At 67.5% G+C, this 24569-nt stretch carries 3 protein-coding genes; all 3 read right to left on the bottom strand.

The features are described 5' to 3' along the window. Positions 1–31: 31 nt before the first annotated feature. Complete coding sequence (locus tag DUGA2_RS29115; RefSeq protein WP_083296527.1) at positions 32–13981, bottom strand: non-ribosomal peptide synthetase; 13950 nt, start codon at positions 13979–13981, stop codon at positions 32–34. Positions 13982–14213: 232 nt separating this feature from the next. Further along, a complete protein-coding gene (locus DUGA2_RS29110) occupies positions 14214–16799 on the bottom strand; it encodes a condensation domain-containing protein (protein ID WP_070272849.1) in 2586 nt (861 codons plus the stop codon). A 15-nt stretch (positions 16800–16814) separates the two neighbouring features. Then, positions 16815–24554, bottom strand: a complete 7740-nt coding sequence (locus DUGA2_RS29105; RefSeq protein ID WP_286162328.1) for a non-ribosomal peptide synthetase — start codon at positions 24552–24554, stop codon at positions 16815–16817. Between the last annotated feature and the right edge of the window lie 15 nt (positions 24555–24569).

Genomic DNA, 24569 nt, shown 5'->3' with positions numbered 1-24569 from the left:
GCCACACAACCATCGTCAACCATTCATCACATCAGATGCGCACCCGTTTGTTGCCTTCCACCGGCGCATCCGTCAGCGGCTTTGCCTGCCGCGCGAAATTGAATTCGTCGATGTACTGCGCAACCAGGAAGACCGTTTGCGACTTGAAGATCACTTCCAACGGAATCGCAACGGCACACTCACGGGATATCCTGTTCAGCAGTTGTACCGCCAGCAGCGAGTGTCCGCCCAGTTCAAAGAAGTTATCGTGTATGCCCACCTTGTCGAACTTGAGCAGCTCCTGCCAGATGGCGGCCACCTTCTGCTGGGTAGCAGTGGACGGCGCCACGTAATTGGCCGATTCGCGCTTGAAATCGGGAGCAGGCAAGGCCAGACGGTCGAGCTTTCCGTGCGCCGTCATCGGCATGGCCTCGATGCGCATGAAATGCGCGGGCACCATGTAGTCGGGCAAAGCCGCGCCCAGCGCCTTGCGCAAGGCATCCAGATTCAACTCCTCGGACGACTCGGCCGGCACGACATAAGCCACCAGCCTTCCCGCCTCGGACGCTTCGCGGTGCACCAGCACCGCTGCATCGTGCACGCCGGCCTGTGCCCTGATACAGGCTTCGATTTCGCCCAATTCGACGCGGAAGCCGCGCAGTTTCACCTGGCTGTCGACGCGGCCCACGCATTCGAGCGTGCCGTCGCCCGTGTAGCGCGCCAGGTCGCCGGACGCATACATGCGCGCCCCCGGCTGGGCACCGAACGGATCGGGGCGGAATTTATCGGCAGTGAGCTCCGGCCGGTTCAGATAGCCGCGGCCCAGGCTCTCGCCGGCAATGAACAACTCGCCAATCGCGCCGACCGGCACCGGTTGCAGATCCTTGCCCAGCACGTAAACGCGAACGTTGTCGATCGGCTTGCCGATAGGCGGAGCGGCAGGCGCCCCCGCCTGGCAAACATGCGCCGTCGTGGCGACGGTCGCTTCGGTCGGACCATAGCCATTGAAGACGCGGTACTTGCCTGCCCACTTGTCCACCAGCTCCTTCGGACAAGCTTCGCCGACCAGCAGCAGACGCTCCAGCTGCAGTTCCGCATCCAGATCGACGGCGTTCAATGCCGACGGCGGCAGCGCCAGGGTGGTGATCTTCAATTGCTTCAAGGTGCGTACCAGCACCGGGCCAAGCAGCAGCTTGTCCTTGGCGCACAGGTACAGCGTGGCGCCGAAGCCCAGCGCCATGAAGATCTCGAAGGTCGCGCCGTCGAAACCGAACGAGGCAAACTGCAGCACGCGGTGGCGTTCGAGCGCTCCGAAGGTGCGCTCCTGGATGCGATGCAAATTACACAGGCCGCGATGCTTCAGCAGCACGCCTTTCGGCGCTCCGGTGGAACCGGAGGTGTAGATCACATACGCCAGGTTTTCGGGCCCTGTCAGTTTGGCGGGGCTGGAGGCCGGCAAATCCTGCACCGCCGGCCATTGCGTGTCGAGGCAGAAGTGCGGGATGCCGGAGGCTGGTATGCTGCCGGCCAGATGCTGCTGCGTCAACAACAGCAGCGGCTTGGCATCGGCCAGCATGTAGCCGATCCGCTCCTGCGGATAGGCAGGATCCAGCGGCAGATAGGCGCCACCTGCCTTCAGGATGGCCAGCAGGCCCACGATCATTTCCAGCGAACGCTCGACGTACAGCCCAACCAGCACCTCCGGCCCGACGCCCTGCTCGCGCAGATAATGCGCCAGCCGGTTGGCGCGTTCGTCCAGCTCGCCGTAACTCAACTCGCTGCCTTCGTACACCACGGCCAGCGCCTGCGGCGACCTCTCCGCCTGTTGTTCGAACAGGCGGTCTATCGTCTGCGCCGGCGCTGGCGGGCATGCCGTGTCATTCCATTCCTCCAGCAGCTGGATACGTTCGGCTTCGCCGAACAATTCCAGCTCACCGACCTTGCGGTCCGGCGCAGCGACGATGGCGTCCAGCAGACGGGCGAAATGATCCCCCATGCGCGCGATGGTGGTCGAATCGAACAGGTCGGTGTTGTATTCGAAGCCGCCGTACAAGCCATGCTCTCGCTCGACCAGGCTCAGGGTCAGGTCGAATTTCGCCACGGTGTTTTCACTTCCCATGGCATGCAGCACCAGTCCGGGCAGGTTCAATTGCTCCATCGGGGCGTTCTGCAGTACCAGCATCACCTGGAACAGCGGCGAGTGGCTCAGGTGGCGTTCCGGCTTGAGCACATCGACCAGCTGCTCGAACGGCACGTCCTGGTTTGCATAGGCGTCCAGCGTGTTGCCACGCACCTGGTCGAGCAATTGCAGGAAGCTGGCGTCGCTGTCGACCTGGGTGCGCAACACCAGCGTGTTGACGAAGAAGCCGATCAGCCCTTCGGTCTCGGCGCGGTTGCGGTTGGCGATCGGCGTACCGATGCAGATGTCGTCCTGCCCCGCATAGCGCGACAGCAGCACGTTGAATGCCGCCGTCAGCGTCATGAACAGCGTGCTTTTCGCCTGCCGGCTCAAGGCATTGAGGCCGGCCGTGGCGGCGGCGGACAAGGCAAACGGCAGCATCGCGCCGCGATGGCTTTGCTGCGCCGGGCGCGGACGGTCTGTCGGCAGCGTCAACAGGGCCGGTGCGCCGGCCAGGTGGCCTTGCCAGTAGTCGAGCTGCTGTTGCAGCACCTCGCCGCTGAGCCACTGGCGCTGCCAGTGCGCGAAGTCCGCGTACTGGACCGGCAGTTCCGGCAGCGGCGACGGCTGCTGCTGGACAAAGGCGCCGTACAGCACCGCCACTTCTTTTACCAGCACCCCGGCGGACCAGCCATCGGAAACGATGTGGTGCACCGTCAGCAGCACCACGTGCTCGCTGTCGCTCAGGCGCAGCAGGCGCGCGCGGATCAGCGGGCCGGTGGCCAGGTCGAACGGCGTCTGCGCCTCGTCCTGGGCCAGCCAGCGGGCCTTCGCTTCGCGTTCGGCTTGCGGCAGGTCCGACAGGTCGTCGATGGACAGCGCCAGTTCCAGCACCGGTGCGATCACCTGCAGCGGCGCGTCGTTGGCGCTGCCGAAGCAGGTGCGCAACGCCTCGTGACGGCGCACGATTTCGTTGAGGGCGCCGTGCAGCGCCGCCACATCCAGCTGCCCGCTCAGGCGCACGGCCGCCGGGATGTTGTAGAAGGCACTGCCCGGCTCCAGCCGGTCCAGGAACCACAGCCGCTGCTGCGCGAACGACAGGGGCATGTCTTCGCTGCGTGCCACAGGCGTCACCGGCGGCACGGTCAGGCCGCGCTGCGCCGATTCCATGCGCTTCAGCAGGCCGGCGACTGTCGGCGCTTCGAACACCGCGCGCAGCGGCAGTTCCACTTCGAACGCGCCGCGGATCTGCGACACCAGCTGCGTCGCCAGCAGCGAATGGCCGCCCAGCGCGAAGAAGTTGTCGTGGATGCTCACCTTGTCCAGTTTGAGTACGCCGGCCCAGATGCCGGCCAGGATTTCCTCGGCCGCCGTGCGCGGCGCCACATAGCCTTCATCGCTGCGCGCCATGTCCGGCGCGGGCAAGGCTTTGCGGTCCACTTTGCCGTTCGGCGTCAGCGGCATCTGCTCCAGCACCACGAAGTGCGCCGGCACCATGTATTCCGGCAGCGATGCCAGCAAGGCGGTGCGCAATCCGTCGGCATCCGGCAATTGCTTGCCATCGCGCGCCACCAGATAGGCCACCAGGCGTCGATCGCCTTCCGCGTGCTCGCGCGCCAGCACCAGCGCTTCGCGCACCGGTTCCAGCACCGCCAGCGCGGCTTCGATCTCACCGAGTTCGATACGGAAGCCGCGCAGCTTGACCTGATGGTCGATACGACCCAGGTATTCGATGCTGCCGTCTTCCAGATAGCGCGCCAGGTCGCCCGACTTGTACATACGCCCGCCTGACAGGCCGAACGGATTTGGAATGAATTTGTCCGCCGTCAGGTCGCCGCGATTCAGGTAGCCGCGCGCCAGTCCGGCGCCGGCGATATGCAGCTCGCCGGCCACGCCCACCGGCACCGGATTGAGGCCCGCATCCAGCAGATACACCTGGACATTGCCAATCGGCCGGCCAAGCACGGGCACCGCGCCGGCATCCGCGATGGCGCACACGGTCGTGTCCACGGTCGCCTCGGTCGGTCCGTAGACGTTGAAGCTGCGCTTTGCCGGCGCTTGTTTGAGCTGTTCCCACAACTGCTGCGGAATGGCTTCGCCGCCGATCAGCAGGCAGGAAGGCAATGCGTCCGCGCCGCCTGACTGCATCAGCATGCCCAGTTGGGATGGCGTGCAGTCGAAGGCATCCAGACGCAGTTGCGCGATGATTTGCGCCAGCAGTTCGCCATCGCCTCGCACCTGGTCCGGGATCGGACACAGTGTCACACCCCGTGTCAGCAGCAGCCATTGCTTGACCGAGGCATCAAACGACAACGATGCATTCTGGCCCACGCGCACGCCGGCCAGGTCGCCGAACTGCGCGTACGCGGTGCCGGCCAGGCCGTCGACCAGATTCAGCGCTGAACCATGCGCGACGGCCACGCCTTTCGCCTTGCCAGTCGAACCGGAAGTGTAGATCACGTAGGCCAGGTTGCCGGCTTGCGTTGCGCTGGACGGATTGGTGGCGTCGCAGGCATCGAGCGATGCAGCGTCGGCGTCCAGCAGGAATACAGGCACGTCGCTGGCCGGCAGCGCCGGCAACAGCCGCTGCTGGGTCAGCAGCACCGCGGGTGCCGCATCCTCCAGCATGTGCGCCAGGCGGTCGGCCGGATAGGCTGGATCCAGCGGCACGTAGGCGCCGCCGGCTTTCAGGATGCCGAGCAGACCGACGATCATGTCCAGCGAACGCTCCACGCACAGCCCCACCAGCACATCCGGGCCCACGCCCAGCGTGCGCAAGTGGTGTGCCAGGCGGTTCGCCTGCGCATTCAGCTCGCCGTAGGTCAGCGATACCTTGTCATACTCGATCGCCACGCTGTCCGGCGAAGCCGCAGCGCGCGCTTCGAACCGGGCATGAATCGTCCCGGCCGGCGCAACCGTGTTCGCCGTGTCGTTCCACTCCACCAGCAGTTGGCGGCGTTCGACCGCGTCGAGCATCTCCAGTTCGCGCAGGCGGCGCGCCGGCTCGGCCACGATGGCTTCCAGCAGACGGGTAAAGTGGCCCGCCATGCGGGCGATAGTCGATTCGTCGAACAGGTCGGTATTGAAACCGAAACTGCCGGCCAGGCGTCCGCCGCCCTCCATCAGGTTCAGCGTCAGATCGAACTTGGCGTTGACGTTCTCGCTGCCGATGTTATGCAGCGTCAGTCCCGGCAGGGTCAGTTCCTCCAGCGGCATATTCTGCAGGCCCAGCATCACCTGGAACAGCGGCGTATGACTGAGGTGACGTTCCGGCTGCAGCATTTCGACCAACTGCTCGAACGGCACGTCCTGGTTGGCGTAGGCGCCCAGCGTGACCGTGCGGGCATCCGCCAGCAACTGCTCGAATGTCTGCTCCGGCGCCACGCGCATGCGCAACACCAGCGTATTGACGAAGAAGCCGATCAAGCCTTCCGTCTCGATCCGGTTGCGGTTGGCGATCGGCGTTCCGATGCAGACGTCGTCCTGTCCCGCGTAGCGCGACAGCAGCACGCTGAAGGCGGCGGTCAGGGTCATGAACAGCGTACATTCGGCTTGCTGGCTGATGGCGTTCAGCGCCGCCGTCAGCTCCGCCGACACCACGAACGGCAATGCGGCGCCGCGATGGCTCTGCCGCGCAGGACGCGGACGGCCGGTCGGCAACGTCAGCCGTACCGGCGCGTCGCTCAGCTGATGGCGCCAATACGCCAGCTGCCGTTCGCACAGCGCCCCGCTGAGCCACTGGCGCTGCCAGTGGGCGAAATCGGGATACTGGATCGGCAGTTCCGGCAACGGCGATGGCTGGTTCTGCACGGCCGCCGCATACAGCGCGGCGACCTCCTTCACCAGGATGCCCAGCGACCAGCCGTCGGAAACGATATGGTGCATATTGAGCAGCACGATGTGCTCGCGCTCATCCATCTTCAGCAGGCTGGCCCGGACCAGCGGGCCGGTCGACAGATCGAAGCAGGTCCGCGCATCCTCGCGCGCCAGGCGGCGCGCTTCGGTTTCGCGCTGGTCGGCGGGCATGCCGCTCAGCGACAGCACCGGCAGCGGCAGCGGCAGTTCGGCGGCGATGCGCTGGACCGGCACTCCGCCGTCCATGGCAAAGCTGGTGCGCAGCGCTTCGTGCCTGCGCACGATCTCCTGCAAGGTGCCGCGCAGCGCCTGCACATCCAGCTCGCCCTTCAGGCGCAGTGCAATCGGCATGTTGTACATGGAGCTGGCCGGCTCGAACTGGTCGATGAACCACAGGCGCTGCTGGGCGTGGGACAGCACCAGCGGGCCATCGCGGCCGACCGGCACCAGCGGCAGTTCCTGCGCGCCGTCCTGCGCCATCAGCAGGCTGTCGATGCGGGCGGCCAGCGCCGCCACGGTGGGCAGCTCGAACAGCGCCAGCAACGGCACCTCCACATGGAATTCCGTGCGCACGCGGGATACCAGCTGGGTCGCCAGCAGCGAGTGGCCGCCCATCTCAAAGAAATTATCCTCCGTGCCGACCTGCTCCACCCGCAATACGCTGCCCCAGATAGCGGCCAGGCGTGCCTGCGTGAGCGTGACCGGCGCCTGGTAGCCGCCCTCGCCCCGATGTATCTCGGGCGCGGGCAAGGCGGCGACATCGATCTTGCCGTTGGGGGTCAGCGGCATCTGTTCCAACACCACCAGGTGGGTCGGCATCATGTAGTCCGGCAGTTGCCGGCGCAGTTGTTCGCGGATGCTGTCCTGCACCGCGAAATGCAGTTCCGACAGCGACGGCTGGCTGACATAGGCCTTCAGCGCCGTAGCCAGGACCGCGCCCTCATACAGCCCGCTCCAGTCGACCGCCAGACCGCTTTGCCTGGACAGCACCGCGTGGAAGACGCCGCGGCCGCTGTCGGCCACGCTCAATTGCACCGCGTAGCCGTGCCGTTCGGCCAGCGCCAGCAAGTCGTTGCGGTCGACGCCACGGTGCGGCGTGCCATGCAGGCGCTCCACCAGGTCCGCCACCGACAGCTCGGCGTCCAGCATCTCCAGGTACTGGCGCGCCAGCATGTCGTCCTCGATCCAGGCGTTCGGCAGGTCGCGCAGCGCCAGCACGTCCGGCCGGGCGGCGGCCAGGTGCCGGTCCAGCCCCTGCAGCCCGTCATCCCATTCGGCCCAGTTCTGCCAGGACGGCGCCAGCACCTCGGCTGCCGGCTCGTCGATGCAGAGCACCACGTCGTAGCGGTACTTGGTCATTTCGTTGTTGGCGTGGCCCAGCTTCGGCAGGATTTCGATCCGCCCGATGCGCGGCAAATGCGCCCTCAGCGCGAAGAAGTAGTAGGGATCGACCAGCAGCTCGGTTTCGGTGCGCAGGTTGCGCGTGACCACCTGGCGCAACTGGCGCAGGCTGCGCGACTGCGGCGCCTGCGCCAGCGCCAGCGCGCACTGGAACGGCTCCTGCAACCCGTGATGGCGTATGTCGCCGAGGAAGATCTTGCCCGACTTGCCGATCGCGCCGATCGCCTGTTCCAGCACCTTGGTCAGGTAGTCCGGATTCGGGAAATACTGCGCCACCGAATTGATGATGACGGTGTCGAACGGGCCGCCGGCGAATTCCTGCAACTCGTCCGCCGCCCGCTGGAACAGCCGGATCTCGCACTGTTCGCGGTCCTGCGCGGACAACTGGCGTCCCAGCTTGTCGATCACGATCTCGGACAGGTCGACGCCGAAGTAGCGCTCGCAGTCCGGCGCGATACGGTGCAGCAGCAGGCCGGTGCCGCAGCCGATTTCCAATACATTGTGCGGCTTCTGGCGTTTGATCGCCGCCACCGTCTGTTCGACCCACTCGCGCATGTCGTCGGCGGGAATCGGCTGGCCGTCGTAGCTGCTGACCCAGCCGACGATGTCGAACTTGGGGTCTGCCTGTTCGCCGGAGCCGGCATAAATCTGGTCGAAGGTCTGGTTCCAGTGCGACGTCTGTTCGCTTTCCAGTTCAGCCACCTGCTGGTGCGCCTCCAGGTCGGCCACCACATAGGCGACCAGGCGCTTGTCGCCCGGCGCGTCCTCGCGCACCCGCACCACGGCCTCGCGCACTTCAGGCAGCGCGGCCAGCGCCGTCTCGATTTCGCCCAGCTCGATCCGGAAACCGCGGATCTTGACCTGGCCGTCGATGCGCCGCACGTAGACGATCTCGCCGTCGTCGCGATAGCGGACCAGGTCGCCCGAGCGGTACATGCGGGCGCCGCCCACGGCGCTGAACGGGTCGGGCACAAAACGCTCGGCGCTCAGCGCCGGCTGGCCGAAATAGCCGCGCGCCAGTCCGGCGCCGGCGATATACAGTTCCCCCACCGCGCCTACCGGCAGCGGATTGAGGTCGGCGTCGAGCACATACAGCCGGGTATTGCCGATCGGCCGTCCGATCGGAATGGTGCGTGCGGCGTCGGGCAGCTCGCCCACCTGGTGCCACAGCGAGAAGGTGGTGCACTCGGTCGGTCCGTACACGTGCAGCAGCCGCTGCGGCGCGCCATGCCGCAGCACGGTGCGCACCGCCGAGACGTCGACCGCCTCGCCGCCGAACAGCACCTGGCGCACGCCGCGCAAGGCATCCGGCGCGTGGGCCGCGAACTGGTTCATCAGCGCGGTGGTAATGAACATGACGCTGATACGGTCCTGCCGGATCTGCGCGGCGAACGCCAGCGGCGAGACCACGGTCGCGTAGTCCACCACGCACAGGCGGGCGCCGTGCAGCAGCGTGCTCCACACCTCGAAGGTCAGCGCGTCGAAGGAACTGTTGGCCGCCTGCGCTACGCGGTCGTTCGCTTGCAGGTCGAGATAGCGGGTGTCATACACCAGCCGCTTGACGGCGCGGTGGCTGATGCCGACGCCCTTGGGCTTGCCGGTCGAACCCGAGGTGTAGATCACGTAGGCCAGGTGCTCGTCCAGCACCGGGACGGCGGCGCACGGCGGCGCGTCGGCGACGCCCCAGCCGGAGGACGGGTCGCAGCACAGCACCTCGGCATCGGGCGGCAGGCGGTCGCGCAGCGCGGACTGCGCCAGCACCAGCGCCGGGCCGGCGTCGGCCAGCATATAGGCCAGCCGTTCCTGCGGGTAGGCGGGATCGAGCGGCAGGTAGGCGCCGCCGGCCTTGAGGATGGCCAGCATGGCGACCACCAGGTCGGCGCCGCGCTGCATGCACAGGCCCACCAGCACGTCCGGGCCGACGCCGCGCGCGCGCAACCGGGCGGCCAGCGCAGCGGCCTGGCGGTCCAGCTGTTCGTAGCTCAGTTCCACCTCGCCGTGCACCACGGCCACGGCCTGCGGCGCGCGCCGCGCCTGGGCTTCGAACAATTGATGGATGGCCGGTTCCGGCAAGGGCTGCGCGGCGTCGTTCCAGTCGACCAGCTGCCGCTGCAGCTCGGTGGCGCCGATGACCGGCAGCGCGTGCAGCGGCCGTTGCGGCTGGTCCACCACCGCCGCCAGCAGCGTCGCCAGGTTGGCCGCCATCCGTTCGATGGTGGCGGCGTCGAACAGGTCGGTGTTGTACTCGAACATCGCGTGCAGCACATCGCCCGCCTCGACGATGAACAGACACAGGTCGAACTTGGCGGTCGAGGTGCCATTGCCCAGCTCCTGCAGTTGCAGGCCGGGCAGCGACAAGGTGCCCATCGGCGTGTTCTGCACGCCCAGCATCACCTGGAACAGCGGCGAATGGCCCAGCTCACGCTCGGGCTGCAGCGCGTCGACCACCAGGTCGAACGGCACGTCCTGGTGGGCGTAGGCGTCGAGCGCGGTGGCGCGCACCTGCTCCAGCAGGCCGGCAAAGGACAGGCTGGAATCGACGCGCGTGCGCATCACCAGCGTGTTGACGAAGAAGCCGATCAGCGCCTCGATCTCGACCCGGTTGCGGTTGGCGATCGCGGTGCCGAGGCAGATGTCGCCGCTGCCGCAGTAACGCGACAGCAGCAGGCTGAAGGCCGCCGTCAGCGTCATCGCCAGCGTGGCCTGCTGCTGCTTGCCCAGCGCGTACAGGCCGGCGGTGACGGCCGGCGGCACCGCGAACGCGTGGGTGGCGCCGCGGTAGGTTTGCGCCAGCGGACGCGGACGGTCGGTCGGCAGCGCCAGCGCCGGCGGCGCGTCGCCCAGCTGGCGCACCCAGTAATCGAGCTGCTCGGCCAGCACCTCGCCGCTCAGCCACTGGCGCTGCCAGTGGGCGAAGTCGGCATACTGCACCGGCAGCGGCGCCAGCGGCGACGGCTGCCCCTGCACGAAGGCGGTGTACAGCGCCGCCACCTCGCGCACCAGCACCCCCATCGACCAGCCGTCGGACACGATGTGGTGCAGCGTCAGCAGGAACACATGCTGTTCGGCGTCGAGCCGCAGCAGGCGCGCCCGCACCAGCGGTCCGCTGGCCAGGTCGAACGGCGTGCGGGCCTCGGCGCGCATCAGCGCCTCCATGCGCGCGGCGCGCTCGGGCTGCGCCAGCGCCTGCAGGTCGTCCACCTGCAGCGCCAGCGGCTGCGCCGGCGCCACCACCTGCTCGGCTTCGCCATCGGGCGCCGGGAAGCTGGTGCGCAGCACTTCATGCCGCTGCACGATGGTGTCCAGCGTGCGCCGCAAGGCGTCGAGATCGAGCTGGCCGTTCAGGCGCACAGCCAGCGGCGAATTGTAGAAGGCGCTGTTTGCTTCCATCTGGTCCAGGAACCACAGGCGCTGCTGGGCGTACGACAGCGGCAGCCGCTGCGCGCGCGACACCGGCACGATGGCCGGCGCCGCCGCGCGGGCGCCATCCTGCCGCATCTGCTCCAGGCGCGCGGCCAGCGCCGCCACCGTGGGCGCCTCGAACAGCACGCGCAGCGGCAGCTCCAGCGCGAACGCCGAACTCAGTCGGTATACCACCTGGGTCGCCAGCAGCGAATGCCCGCCCAGGTCGAAGAAATTGTCGTCGACGCCGACCCGTTCGAGGCGCAGCACCTCGGCCCAGATGGCGGCCAGCGTGCCCTCGGCCGGCGTGCGCGGCGCCACGTAGGGCGCCACCGTGGCGGCGGCCCCCGGCTCGGGCAGCGCGGCGCGGTCGATCTTGCCGTTCGGCGTCAGCGGCAGCGCCGCCAGCACCACCACGTGTGCCGGCACCATGTAGTGCGGCAGCAGCTGCTGCAGGGCGCCGCGCAGCAGCGCCGGCGACAGCTCGCCGCGGCCGGCCACGTAGGCCACCAGGCGCTGCTCGCCCTGTTCGTCCCTGCGCGCCACCACGACCGCCTCGCCGACGCCGTCCTGGCTGGCCAGCGCCGCTTCGATCTCGCCCAGTTCGATGCGGAAGCCGCGCACCTTGACCTGGTGGTCGATCCGGCCGATCACTTCGATGTTACCGTCGGGCAGATGGCGCGCCAGGTCGCCGGTGCGGTACAGGCGCGCGCCGCCGGGCTGCTGCGCGAACGGATCCGGCACGTAGCGTTCGGCGGTCAGCGCCGGCCGCCGCAGGTAGCCGCGGCCGACGCCGAAACCGCCGATGTACAACTCGCCCGCCATGCCGGTGGCCACCGGCTGCATCGCCTCGTCCAGCACATACAGCTGGGTATTGATGATGGGCCGGCCGATCGGGATCACGCCCGGATGGCGCGCCCCCGGCGCCACTTCGTACACGCAGCAGCCGACCACCGTCTCGGTCGGCCCGTATTCGTTGAAGATGCGGGTGGCCGCATCGTTGTCCTGCCAGAAGGCGATGTGCTCGGCCAGCAGGTTCTCGCCGCCGACCACGAAGGAGCGCACGCGGGCCGGGACGCCGTCCGCCAGCTGCGCGCCCAGCAGGCGCATGTGCGACGGCGTGATCTTCAGCAGACTGCAGTCGGCGTGCTGGCGCAGCACTTGTTCCAGCGCGTCCACCCCTTCATCCTCCGGCAGCATGCGCACGGCCAGGCCGGTGGTGAGCGGCGCCAGCAGGCTGGTGACGGTCAGGTCGAACGACACCGACGAATGCACCGGCACCTCGCGCCCCTGGTCCAGCGGGTAGGCTTGCTGGCACCAGCGCAGGTAGTTGACCAGGCCCGAATGGGGAATCATCACGCCCTTCGGCTGCCCGGTGGAGCCGGAAGTGAAAATCACATAGGCCATCTGGCCGGGCGCCACCACGATTGCGGGGCGGCTGGCGGGCGAGCGGGCGATGGCGGGCCATTCCGCGTCCACGCACAGCAGGCGCGCGCCGGCGCACGGCAGCGCCAGCATCGGCGCCAGCGCCGCTTCAGTCAGCACCACGCCGGCCGCGCCTTCCTGCAGCATGAAGCGCAGCCGCTCGGCCGGGTAGCCGGGGTCGAGCGGCAGGTAGGCCGCGCCGGCCTTGAGTACGGCCAGTATGGCCACCGCCAGGTCGGCCGAGCGGGTCAGGCACAGGCCCACCAGCGTGTCGGGCTGCACGCCCAGCCCCGCCAGGTGATGGGCCAGCTGGTTGGCGCGCGCGTCGATCTCGGCGTAGCTGTGCGATTCGGCGCCGCACAGCACCGCCGGGGCGTCCGGCGTGGCCGCCGCCTGCGCCTCGAACAGGTCGTGGGCGCACAGCTGCGGATCGAGGCTGCGGGCGGTGTCGTTGTAGATGGTCAGCAGCGCATGCCGTTCGCGCTCGCCCATCAGCGGCAAGTCCGCGATGGCGGTGTCCGGCGCGGCCACCGCGCGTTCCAGCACGGTCAGGTATTGTTCCTGCATGCGCGCGACGGCCTCGGCCGACAGGACGCGGGCGTCGTAATGGAAGTGCAAGGCGCCGGCCTCGGGCTGGCAATCGAGCTTGAGCGTGTAAGGCTGGCTGGCGCCATCCTGGCGCTCCAGCGCCAATGCCAGGCCGGCCGCCGACGGCGCCGGCGCGGCGGCCATGCTGCCGAACGCGTACGGCAGCGCGGCGCCGCCGTCGGCGGGCGCACTGAAGTAATCCTGGCAGGCGCGCGCCTGGGCGGCGGCGGCATGCGCGCGCTGCAGCACTTCGTCGAACTGGAAGTCCGGCACCAGCTGGCACGCCAGCGGCAAGCGCCGCGTGAACGGGCCGGGCACGCCGGCCAGTTCCTCGTGCTGGCGCCCATCGCTTTCCAGGCCCAGCCAGAATCCCGACAACCCGGTCCAGCGCCCCAGCAGGATCTGCCACGCGGCCAGCAGCACCGCTTCCGCCGTCACGCCGCGGCGTTGCGCCAGCGCGGCCACGGCGGCGGCCAGGGCCGGCGCCAGCGTTGCCGCCAGCAGCGCGGGTTGGCGCGCCGCGCCGCCCTCGCCGGGCAGCTCCAGCGTCAGGCGCGGCGCCACCGGCGCCGCCTCGGCCCACGCACGCCAGTGGACGGCGCCGTCGGCCCCGTCATCGGCGGCCAGCAGTTCGTGTTGCCACTCGGAAAACTGCACATATTGCACCGTATCGTCTGCCGAAGGCAGCGCCTGCTGGTCGTAGGCCAGCCATATGTCGGTCAGCAGGAAATGCAGACTGGCCTGGTCGGCCAGCAGCGATGGCAAGCTCAGCATCAGGACGCTGTCCTGGTCGGAGCAGATCGCCAGTTCGGCGCGCAGCGCGCCGCCGTGCAGCGCAGGCGATGCGGCCGCCAGTTGCTGGTAGTGCTGCGCCAGCGCGGCGTCCTGCTGCGCCGGCTCCAGCTGGCGCAGATCGTGTTCCGCCCAGCCCACCACGGCGGCCTCGCCGATGACCTGCACGCCCCCGGCCAGGCCGGGCAGGCGCTTGAACACGGTGCGCAAAATGGCGTGCCGCTCGGCGACGCGCTGCACGGCGGCATGCAGGCGCGACACCGACAAGGTCCCCCTTACCCTGCAGGCACACTGCACCGTGCCGGCCCAGCCCGCCGCGCCCAGCCTCCAGGCATGCTCCTGCTCCAGGGAGAGCCGCACTCCCGTTTCATCGTGGTTGAGATAGACGTGGTGTTCCGGGGTGGGGGGTAATCCGCTCATATTGTTTCGTGTTCTGGTGAAAAAAGAAAGATGGTTTCGTGATTCAGCAAACAACTATGCAAACTTGTCAACCAATAGTCGCAAGGTTGCCTATCATATAATATGATTTATGGCTCAGGGAAAAATATTACTGAATTAGCTAGCAAGTGAGACAACACTTTGCTCTTGCCAGCGGACCGGGAAATCGGTTAGGAAAGCAGCGGACGGGAGCGCGCTCCCGTCCGCGCCCGCGCTAGACGCTGATCATCTCGCCGAGCGCCACCATCAGCTTGCGCTCGCCCGCGAAGGCGTTGCGCGCATGGGCGGTCAGCATGTTATCGAGCATCACCACGTCGCCCAGCTGCCACGGGAAGCTCACTTCCAGCCGCTGGTAGGCCGCCAGGATGGCGTCCATCGCCTCATCCTCGATGACGCTGCCGTCGCCGTAATAGCAGTTGCGCGGCAGATCCTCCTCGGCGCACAGGTTGCGCAGCGCTTCGCCGGTATCCGGGTCCAGGCAGGACACATGCCAGTGCTGGGCCTGGTTGTGCCAGCACCATTCTCCGCTCAGCGGGTGGCGGGCCGCCGCCGGCCGCACGCAACTGGTGCGCAACTGGTCGTCCCCCTTCCACTCCCAGCTCATGCCGCCGGCGCGGCAGACCGCCTCGACCTGGGCGCGGTCGGTGGTGCCGAACACCTGTTGCCAGCTCAGGCCGATGCCGGGACGGTAGTTGCGCATGTACTTGACGCCGTGCGCCAGGAAGCGCTCGCGCAGCGCCGGATCGAGTTCCTGGAATACGCGCCGGCTGTCGACCAGCGGCGTCTCCCCGCCCCGCTCGGCCGGACGCGCGCAGGCAAACCAGATGCGCCGCGGCCAGCTGGCGTTGAAGGTGTTTTCGTTATGCCACAGCAGCTTCTCGGTCGGCGGATAGAACACCGGCCGGTAGATCTTGCCCGCCAGGTGGGGATGCTCGCCGTTTTCCTCGTACAGGGTCGGGCACAGCGCCTGCGCGAAGCGTTCCAGCGCGTCGGGCGTGCTGACGTTAAAACCGCGGAACAAGATGGCGCCATGCGCCAGCAGCTTGGCGTCGATCTCGGCCTGGTTGTCCCTGGCCCACGCGGCCAGGTCCACGCCGGCCACGCTGGGCTGCACCACCAGCGGCAGTTGCTGTTCCGGCGCCAGCGCGCCAAACGTGACCAGGCCGCCCTGCGGCAGCTGCACCGCCTTCGGCTTGACGCTCTTGAAACCGCCGAACGCCGGCTTGGCGGCCGGCGCCGGCCGGGCCTGGGCTTCCCGCTCGGCCTGGGTGCGCAGGTCGATGCTGTCGAGCCGGATGTCGGGCTGCGCCAGCACCGCCTGCAGCAGCAGCGGATACTGCTCCACCAGGCGCGCCATCGGAGCGGCGTCGAACAGGTCGGTGCTGTACTCCAGCGCGCCGTGCACGGCGTCGTCGGTGTCGTGCAGGAACAGGGTCAGGTCGCACTCCTTGGTGGCCTGCTGTTCGCCGCCCAGGAATTCCAGCCGCACGCCGGGCAATTCCGCCACCCCGCCGCTGCCATGCAGATAGGCGATCTTCACCTGGTACAGCGGGTTGTAGGCCATCGACCGCTTGGGCCGCAGATGCTCGACCAGCATGTCGAACGGCAGTTCCTGGTGCGCCTGCGCGTCGAGCACCTCGTCGCGGCCGGCCTCCAGCAGGCGCTCGAAGCGCAGTTGGCCGTCCAGCGTGGCGCGCAACAGCATCTGGTTGACGAAGAAGCCCACCAGCGGCTGCACCTCGCGGCGGTCGCGGTTGGCCACGTCGGCGGCGATGACCATGTCGGTCACGCCGGAGAAGCGGTACAACAAGGCCTGCAACGCCGTCAACAGCACCACGAAAGGCGTGCAGCCGTGACGGTGGCCCAGTTCACGGACGGCCGCGATCTGCTCCGCCGTCAGGCTGAAAGGCACTTGGGCGCCACGGAAGCTTTGCACTTCCGGGCGCGGACGGGTGGTCGGCAGCTGCAGCAGTTCCGGCGCTCCGGCCAGTTTGCGGCGCCAATGCGCCAGTTCCGCCTCCAGGCGCGCCCCCTGGAAGGTGTTGCGCTGCCATAGCGCGTAGTCGGCGTACTGGATCGGCAGCGGCGCCAGCGCGGGCTCGCGCCCCTCCAGCAGCGCCGCGTAGCACACGCCCACCTCGCGCATGACAATGCCGACCGACCAGTCGTCGGCGATGATGTGGTGCACCGTCAGCAGCACCAGCTGCGTACTGTCGGACAGGCATATCGTGGTGGCGCGCAGCAGCGGGCCACGCGCCAGGTCGAACGGCGTGCCCGCTTCGGCCCTGGCCAGCCTGCGTGCCTCGGCCTCGCGCTCCGCTTCCGGCAGATGGCGCAGATCCAGTTCCGTCATGGCCAGCTGCGCATCTGGAGCGATCGCCTGCTGCGGCACGCCGCCGGCCATCACGAAGGTGGTGCGGAACGCCTCGTGCCGGTCCACCATCTTCTGCAGCGCCATGCGCAGCACGCCCAGGTCCAGTGCGCCGTGCATCTTCACCGCGAACGCGATGTTATAGGACGCGCTGCCCGGCGCGATCTGGTCGGTGAACCATAACCGCTGCTGGGCGAACGACAGAGGCAACGGCTGGTTGCGCGGCACCGGCACGATGGGCGCGTGCGTCTCCGCCGTGGTGAAGGTGGCGCTCAGGAAGGCGATGATCGCCTCCTTGTGCTGGCGCACCCTCTCCTGCAGCGCCGCGCTCAGGGCGTTCTTCGGCCCCTGGCTGCGCAGCTTACCCTCGCTCACGCTGAACACCACGCCCAGCGCCCGCAGCTCCGTCAAGAAAGCTTGTACTTCCATCCCCTATCCTCCGTATCAGTATTCGATTTCTTCCAGTGCCGACGTGCCGTACAGGTCGGACTTTCTGTTCAGTTCCAGCAGGGCGTCGATCTGGCACGCCAGCGCATGCACGCTGGCCGCCTCGTAAAACACCCGCAGTCCCAGCGTGATGCCGAAGGTGCGGCGCACGCCGGCCATCAACTGCATCACCAGCAGCGAATGACCGCCAAGCCGGAAGAAGTCGTCGTGCACGCCGACCTGCTCCAGCCCCAGCACCTGCGCGTACAGCGCCGCCAGCAACTGTTCGGTCGGCGTGCCCGGCGCCGCCCCGCTGGCCGCCCCCTGCTGCGCCGCCGGCGCCGGCAGCGCCTTGCGGTCCACCTTGCCGTTGGACGACAGCGGCAGCTCGTCCAGCACGATGCAGTGCGATGGCACCATGTAGTCCGGCAGCACCTGCGCCAGCGCGTAGCGCAAGGTCTCCACCGGCGGCACCTCCATCTCGTCGTGCAGGCGCACGTAGGCCACGATGCGGCGGTCGCCGGGGGTGTCTTCGCGCACCACCACCACCGATTCGCGCACCACCTCCAGCTGCGCCAGCGCCGCTTCGATCTCGCCCAGTTCGATGCGGAATCCGCGTATCTTGACCTGGTTGTCTATGCGTCCGAGGAACTCGATATTGCCGTCCGCCAGATAGCGGCCAAGGTCGCCCGTTTTGTATAACCGCTCGCCGCTGTGCGGATGGTGCATGAAGCTGGCGTTGGTGCGCTGCTCGTCGCGCCAGTAGCCCAGCGCCAGGCCGATACCGCCGATATACAGGTCGCCCGCCACGCCGGCCGGCGCCGGCCGGAAGTGGCGATCGAGCACGTAGAAGCGCTGGTTGTCCATCGGCCGTCCGTACGGAACGCTGCGCCAGTGGCTGTCGACCTGCTCGATCGGGTAGGAAATCGACCAGATCGACGCCTCCGTCGCGCCGCCCAGGCTGGAGATGCGGGCCTGCGGCAGCATCGCCTTGAAGCGGACCGGCAGCGACAACGGCAGCCAGTCGCCGCTCAGCATCGCCTGGCGCAGGCAGGCCGGCAGGCCGCCTGCGTCGTCCGCATGGTCGACCAGCATCGTCAGCAAGGTCGGCACCGAGTTCCAGATTGTCACGCCATGTTCCTTGACCAGCGCATACCAGTGGGCCGGATCGCGGCTCAGTTCATGGTCCGGCATCACGATAGTGGCGCCGGCGGCCAGCGTGCCGAAGATGTCGTAGACCGACAAGTCGAAACTCAGCGACGACAAGGCCAGGACCTTGTCCTCCGGCGTGACCGTGAAGCGCCGGTTAATGTCGTGCACCGTGTTGACCGCGCCACGATGGTCGATCACCACGCCTTTCGGCATGCCGGTGGAGCCGGAGGTGTAGATGACATAGGCCAGGTGGTCGGGACTGCGTTCGACCGCCGTCAGGTCGACGCTGGCAGGCACGCCGGACGACGGCTCCACCACGATGCACGATACGATGAATTCCGGCCAGTCCATGCGCTGCTTGACCGACGGCTGCGTCACGACAATCGACACTTCCGCCTGTTGCAGGATATGGCGCATGCGCTCGCGCGGCATGTCGGGATCGATCGGCAGGTAGGCCGCGCCCGCGTAGATGATGCCCAGGGAGGCGACGACCTGCTCCCAGCCCTTGTCCATCACGATCGCGATCAGCCGGTTCGGCTGCGCGCCCAAGCCGTGCAGCGCGGCCCCCAGGCTGCGCGATTCGGCGTGCAGTTGGGCATACGTCATGCGGCGGCCGCCGCCGACCAGCGCAATCTGGTCCGGCAGGCACGCGGCCTGCTCGTCGAACAGCTGCTCGAGCGTGCTGGTTGCCGGGTAGTCGCGTGCGGTGTCGTTCCACTCCACCATGATCCGGTGGTGTTCGGCATCTGGCATCACGTCGAGCGTGCGGACCGCGGTGTCCGGCGCGTTCTCCAGCGCCGCCACCAGGCGTTCCAGCGCGGTATGCATATAGCCGCACACCCGCTGCGCCGGCACCGCCGCATCCACTTGCGCGGTCAGCGCGAAGTCCTCCCCCAGGTCGTCGATCGACATGGTGAACGGATAGTTGCTGCGCTCTTCGCTGCGGAGCATGCCCACGCCCTGCCAGGCGGCGTCCGCGCCTGCCGCGCCGCCCTCCGGCGCCATGCTGTGGCGATAGTTGAGCAGGGCCGAGAACAGCGGCATCGGCGCCTTCACGCCACTGCAGCGCTGCGCCAGCGCCAGCGATGCATGCTCGTGGCGCAGCAATTGGGTCAACACGCCGTGCGCGGCGCGCACCGCATGCGCCACTCCCTGTTCGTCCAGTTTGAAGCGCACCGGCAGCGTGTTGATGAACATCCCCAATACGCTGGCGGCATCTTCGCCGCCGGCCATACGGCCCAGCAGCACGGTGCCGAACACCACGTCGTCGCGGCCGGAGACCCGCGCCAGCACCTGCGCCCACGCCAGGTGCATGACGCTCGCCACGCTGACGCCCAATTGGCGCGCCTGCTGGCGCAAGCGCCGTGCGAGGCCGTTGTCGAGCAGTTGTTGCGACTGCAGCACGCCTGTGCCGTCGCCCTGCACGTCGAGCAGGCCGAATGGCGCGGTCGGCTCGTCCACATCGGCCAGCATGGCGCTGAAGTAGGCCTCGTGCTCCGCCTTGCTCACACCCAGGCGCGCCTGCGCGACAAAGTTCCGGAACGGCAGCGCCGGCGCCAGTTCCTCGGCACGCCCCTGCAGCAGCATGCGTACTTCCGCAATCAGCAGTTCCAGCGTGCTGTGGTCGATCGCCAGGTGATGCGCCAGGATCTGCAGCAGCCAACGGCCCTGTGCCTTGTCCTGTGCGACAAAGGCGCGCAGCAACGGCGCCTGCCGCACATCGAGGCGGTAGTGGCGCGGGTGATAACGGGCTGCCAGCTCGGCGGCCACGTCGGCCGCGTCGTCCAGGTTGACCTGTTCGGCCACCAGATGCGCCTCGCGCCAGACCACCTGCACCGCTTCGTTCAAGCCTTCCCAGTGCAGGGCTGTACGCAGGATGTCGTGGCGGGCAATGACCATGTTCAGCGCCGAGACGAAACCGTCAAGCCTTTCACGGCTATCGAACTGCATCAGGTTAGGCAGCAGGTATGCATCGCCCTCCTCGTTCATCATGTGATGGAACAGGATGCCTTCCTGCAGTGGCGCCAATGGATAGATATCCTGGATGTTGGCCGCACCGCCCGGAACCGCGGCGACCACGCGCGCGATTTCCTCCTCGTCCAGTTCGACCAGCGTCAGCATCTCCGGCGTGATCGCCGTGCAACCAGCGACGATGCCGTTGGGCGGCACCACGACGTCGTTGTTTGCGGCACCCGACGCTCCGGCCAGCGCGGCGATGGTCGGCGTGGCGAACAACGTGCGCACATCGACATTCAGGCCGGCGCGGCGCATGCGCTCCACCAGCGTGATCGCCAGCAGCGAATGGCCGCCCAGCGCAAAGAAGTTATCGTGAATGCCCACTTTGTCCAGATTGAGTACGCCGGCCCAGACAGCGGCCATGCTCTCCTCTGCCGCCGTGCGCGGCGCCACATAGCCACCTTCGCTGCGCGTCATGTCCGGCACCGGCAATGCCTTGCGGTCCACTTTGCCGTTTGGCGTCAATGGCAGCTGCTCCAGCACCATGAAGTGCGCCGGCACCATGTATTCCGGCAGGGATTCCAGCAGCGCGGCGCGCAACCCTTCCGTGTCCGGCAGCTGTGCGTCTTCGTGCGCGACCAGATACGCGACCAGCCGCTTATCTCCCGCCACGTCCTCGCGTGCCAGCACCAGTGCGTCGCGCACCGCCGCCAGTCCAGCCAGCGCAGCCTCGATCTCGCCGAGTTCGATGCGGAAGCCGCGCAGCTTGACCTGATTGTCGATCCGGCCCAGGTACTCGATGCTGCCGTCCTGCAGATAGCGCGCCAGGTCGCCCGACTTGTACATGCGGCTGCCCGCAGCGCCGAACGGGTTCGGAATGAACTTGTCCGCCGTCAGGTCGCCACGGTGCAGATAGCCGCGCGCCAGACCTTCGCCGGCGATATGCAGCTCGCCGGCCACGCCCGCCGGCACGGGGTTCAGGCCCGCGTCGAGGATGTAGACCTGCGTGTTGGCGATCGGCTTGCCGATCACCGGTGCGCCATCGAGCGCGCTCACGCGCCGCAGCGTCGACCAGATCGTTGTTTCGGTCGGGCCGTACAGGTTCCAGATCGCGTCGACATGGCCGAGCACATCGCGCATCAGCCCCACCGGCAGCGCTTCGCCGCCGCACAGCACCTTCAGTTGCAGTTCCTGTGGCCAGCCATGGTCGACCAGCATGCGCCAGCTCGACGGCGTGGCCTGCATCATCGTCGCCCCTGAGCGCACCAGCAATTCGCTCAGTTGTTGCGGGTTGGACGCCGTCTGGCGGCCGGCCAGCACCACGCGCGCGCCGTTCGCCAACGGCAGGAACAGCTCCAGCGCGGCGATGTCGAACGACAGCGAGGTGACAGCGACCAGCACGTCGTCGCTGCTCATGCCCGGCGCTTCGCCCATGCTGTGCAGGAAGTTGGCCAGGTTGGCGCGGTTGAGCGCCACACCTTTCGGTTTTCCGGTCGAGCCGGATGTGTAGATCACGTAGGCCAGGTTGCCGCCCGTCGTCAGCTCGGACGGATTGGTGGCGTCGTAGCCCGCCAGCGAGGCCGCGTCGGCGTCCAGGCAGAACACCGGCAAGCCGCCGGTCGGCACGGAAGCCAGCAGGCGTTGCTGGGTCAGCACCACCACCGGTGCAGCATCCTCCAGCATATAGGCCAGGCGGTCGGCAGGATAGGCTGGGTCCAGTGGCACATAGGCGCCGCCGGCCTTCAGGATGGCCAGCAGGCCCACCATCATCTCCAGCGAGCGCTCCACGCACAGCCCCACCAGCACGTCCGGGCCCACGCCCAGCGTGCGCAGATGGTGCGCCAGGCGGTTCGCCCGCGCATTCAGCTCGCCATACGTCAACTGCTCGCCTTCATGCACGAGCGCCACGCGATCCGGCGATGCCGCTGCGCGTTCCTCGAACAGCGCCGGCATCATCGACACCGACCGGTAGTCGCGCGCCGTGTCGTTCCACTCCAACAGCAGTTGCAGACGCTCGGCCGCTGGCAGAACATCAAGTGTTCCGACCGCGCTGTCAGGTGTGCTTTCCAGCGCCTCCACCAGTTGCTCCAGGATGGCGTGCATGTAATCACAAATCCTTTGGGCCGGCACCGCAGTAACCACTTGCGCTGTCAGTGCGAAGTCCTCACCCAGATCGTCAACAGACAACATGACCGGATAGTTGGTACGTTCCTCGCTGCTGATCACGCCGACGCCCTGCCAGGCGTTATCAGCATTCGCGCCGCTCTTGGCCTGCGGGGCTACGCTATGACGGTAATTGAGCAAGGCCGAGAACAGCGGCATCGGCGCCTCCACGCCGCTGCAACGCTGCGCCAGTGCCAGCGACGCATGCTCGTGACGGAGCAATTGCGTCAGCATGCCGTGCGCGGAGCGCACCGCTTGCGCCACGCCTTGTTCGCCTAGCTTGAAACGCACCGGCAGCGTGTTGATGAACATCCCCAGTACGCTCGACGCATCTTCGCCGCCGGCCATACGGCCCAGCAGCACCGTGCCGAACACCACATCGTCGCGGCCAGAGACCTTGGACAGCACCTGCGCCCATGCCAGATGCATGACGCTCGCAGCGCTCACGCCCAGCTGGCGCGCCTGCCGACGCAAACGACGCGACAGATCGCTATCGATCATCCGGCGCGACTCGACGATGCCCGTGCCGTCGCCCTGCACGTCGAGCAGGCCGAATGGCGCGGTCGGTTCATCCACGTCGGCCAGCATCGCGCCGAAGTAGGCTTCGTGCTCGGCCTGGCTCACGCCCAGGCGGGCTTGGGCGACGAAATTACGGAACGGCAGCGCCGGCGGCAATTCATCGGCACGGCCTTGCAGCAGCATACGCACTTCTTCAACCAGCATCTCCAACGTACTATGGTCAATCGCCAGATGGTGGGCCAGAATCTGCAACAGCCAGCGATCCCGCGCCTTATCTTGTGCGACAAACGCGCGCATCAGCGGCGCCTGGCGCACGTCCAGGCGGAAGTGGCTAGGGTGATAGCGTGCCGCCAATTCGGCGGCAACGTCGGCGACGTCGTCCAGGTTGATCTGCTCACCCACCAGATGCGCCTCGCGCCAGACCACCTGCACGGCTTCGCTCATTCCTTCCCAGTGCATGGCCGTGCGCAGAATGTCGTGGCGCGCCACGACCTTATTGAGCGCCGAGACGAAGCCGTCAAGCCGCTCGCGGCTGTCGAACTGCATCATATGCGGCAGCAGGTAGGCATCGCCTTCCTGATTCATCATGTGATGGAACAGGATGCCTTCCTGTAGCGGCGCCAATGGATAGATATCCTGGATGTTGGCGGCGCCGCCCGGAACCGCCGCGACCACGCGTGCGATCTCCTGTTCGTCCAGTTTCACCAGCGTCACCATCTCCGGCGTGATCGCCGTGCTACCGGCCACGATGCCGTTGGCCGGCACCACGATGTCGTTGTTTTCACCACCCGACGCTCCGGCCAGTGCAGCGATGGTCGGCGTGGCGAACAAGGTCCGCACATCGACATTCAGGCCGGCGCGGCGCATGCGCTCCACCAGCGTGATCGCCAGCAGCGAGTGGCCGCCCAGCGTGAAGAAGTTGTCGTGCACGCCCACTTTGTCCAGATTGAGCACGCCGGCCCAGATATCGGCCATGGCCTCTTCGGCCGCCGTGCGCGGCGCCACATAGCCTTCTTCGCTGCGGGCCATATCCGGCGCTGGCAAAGCCTTGCGGTCCACTTTGCCGTTCGGCGTCAATGGCAGCTGGTCCAGCACCATGAAGTGGGCAGGCACCATGTATTCCGGCAGCGATGCCAGCAAGGCGGCGCGCAGTCCGGCGGCATCCGGCAATTGCTCGCCATCGTGCGCCACCAGATAGGCCACCAGCCGCTGGTCGCCGGCCACGTCCTCGCGGGCCAGCACCAGTGCGTCGCGCACCGGATCCAGGGCTGCAAGCGTGGATTCAATCTCACCAAGTTCGATACGGAAGCCGCGCAGCTTGACCTGGTGGTCGATACGGCCCAGGTACTCGATGCTGCCATCCTCCAGATAGCGCGCCAAATCGCCCGATTTGTACATGCGCGATCCGGCCTCGCCGAACGGATTCGGCACGAATTTGTCCGCCGTCAGGTCGGCACGTTTCACATAGCCGCGCGCCAGGCCGACGCCCGCTATATGCAGCTCGCCCGCGACGCCCATCGGTACAGGGTTCAAGCCCGCATCCAGAATGTGGATTTGCGTATTGGCGATCGGATGACCGATCGGCACGCAGGACAATTCGCTCTCCGCGTCGCAACGCCAGTAGGTGACGTCGACCGAAGCCTCCGTCGGACCGTACAGGTTATGCAACGCCACATGACGCCACTGGTCCAGGAAGCGCTGCTGCAGTTCCCACGGCAACGCCTGGCCGCTGCACATCACCTGGCGCAGCGTTGCGCCCTGCTCCACCGGCGCCGCGTTCGCAAACACTTCCAGCATCGGCGGAACGAAGTGCGCCGTCGTGATGCCCTGCTGCGCGATCAGTTGCGACAGGTATGCCACATCCTGATGGCCGCCCGGTTTCGCCAGCACCAGCCGCGCGCCTTCCATCAGCGGCCAGAAGAACTCCCACACCGAGACGTCGAAACTGAACGGCGTTTTCTGCAGCACGCGGTCTTGCGGCGT

The organism is Duganella sp. HH101, assembly GCF_001758795.1.
Taxonomy (GTDB): domain Bacteria; phylum Pseudomonadota; class Gammaproteobacteria; order Burkholderiales; family Burkholderiaceae_D; genus Rugamonas; species Rugamonas rivuli.
This window is presented reverse-complemented; position numbering and strand designations above follow the sequence as displayed.

Bases quoted from the DNA above. Each gene is read 5' to 3' on its own strand.
- DUGA2_RS29115 (WP_083296527.1), bottom strand. From the start codon at position 13,981: ATGAGCGGATTACCCCCCACCCCGGAACACCACGTCTATCTCAACCAC.
- DUGA2_RS29110 (WP_070272849.1), bottom strand. From the start codon at position 16,799: ATGGAAGTACAAGCTTTCTTGACGGAGCTGCGGGCGCTGGGCGTGGTG.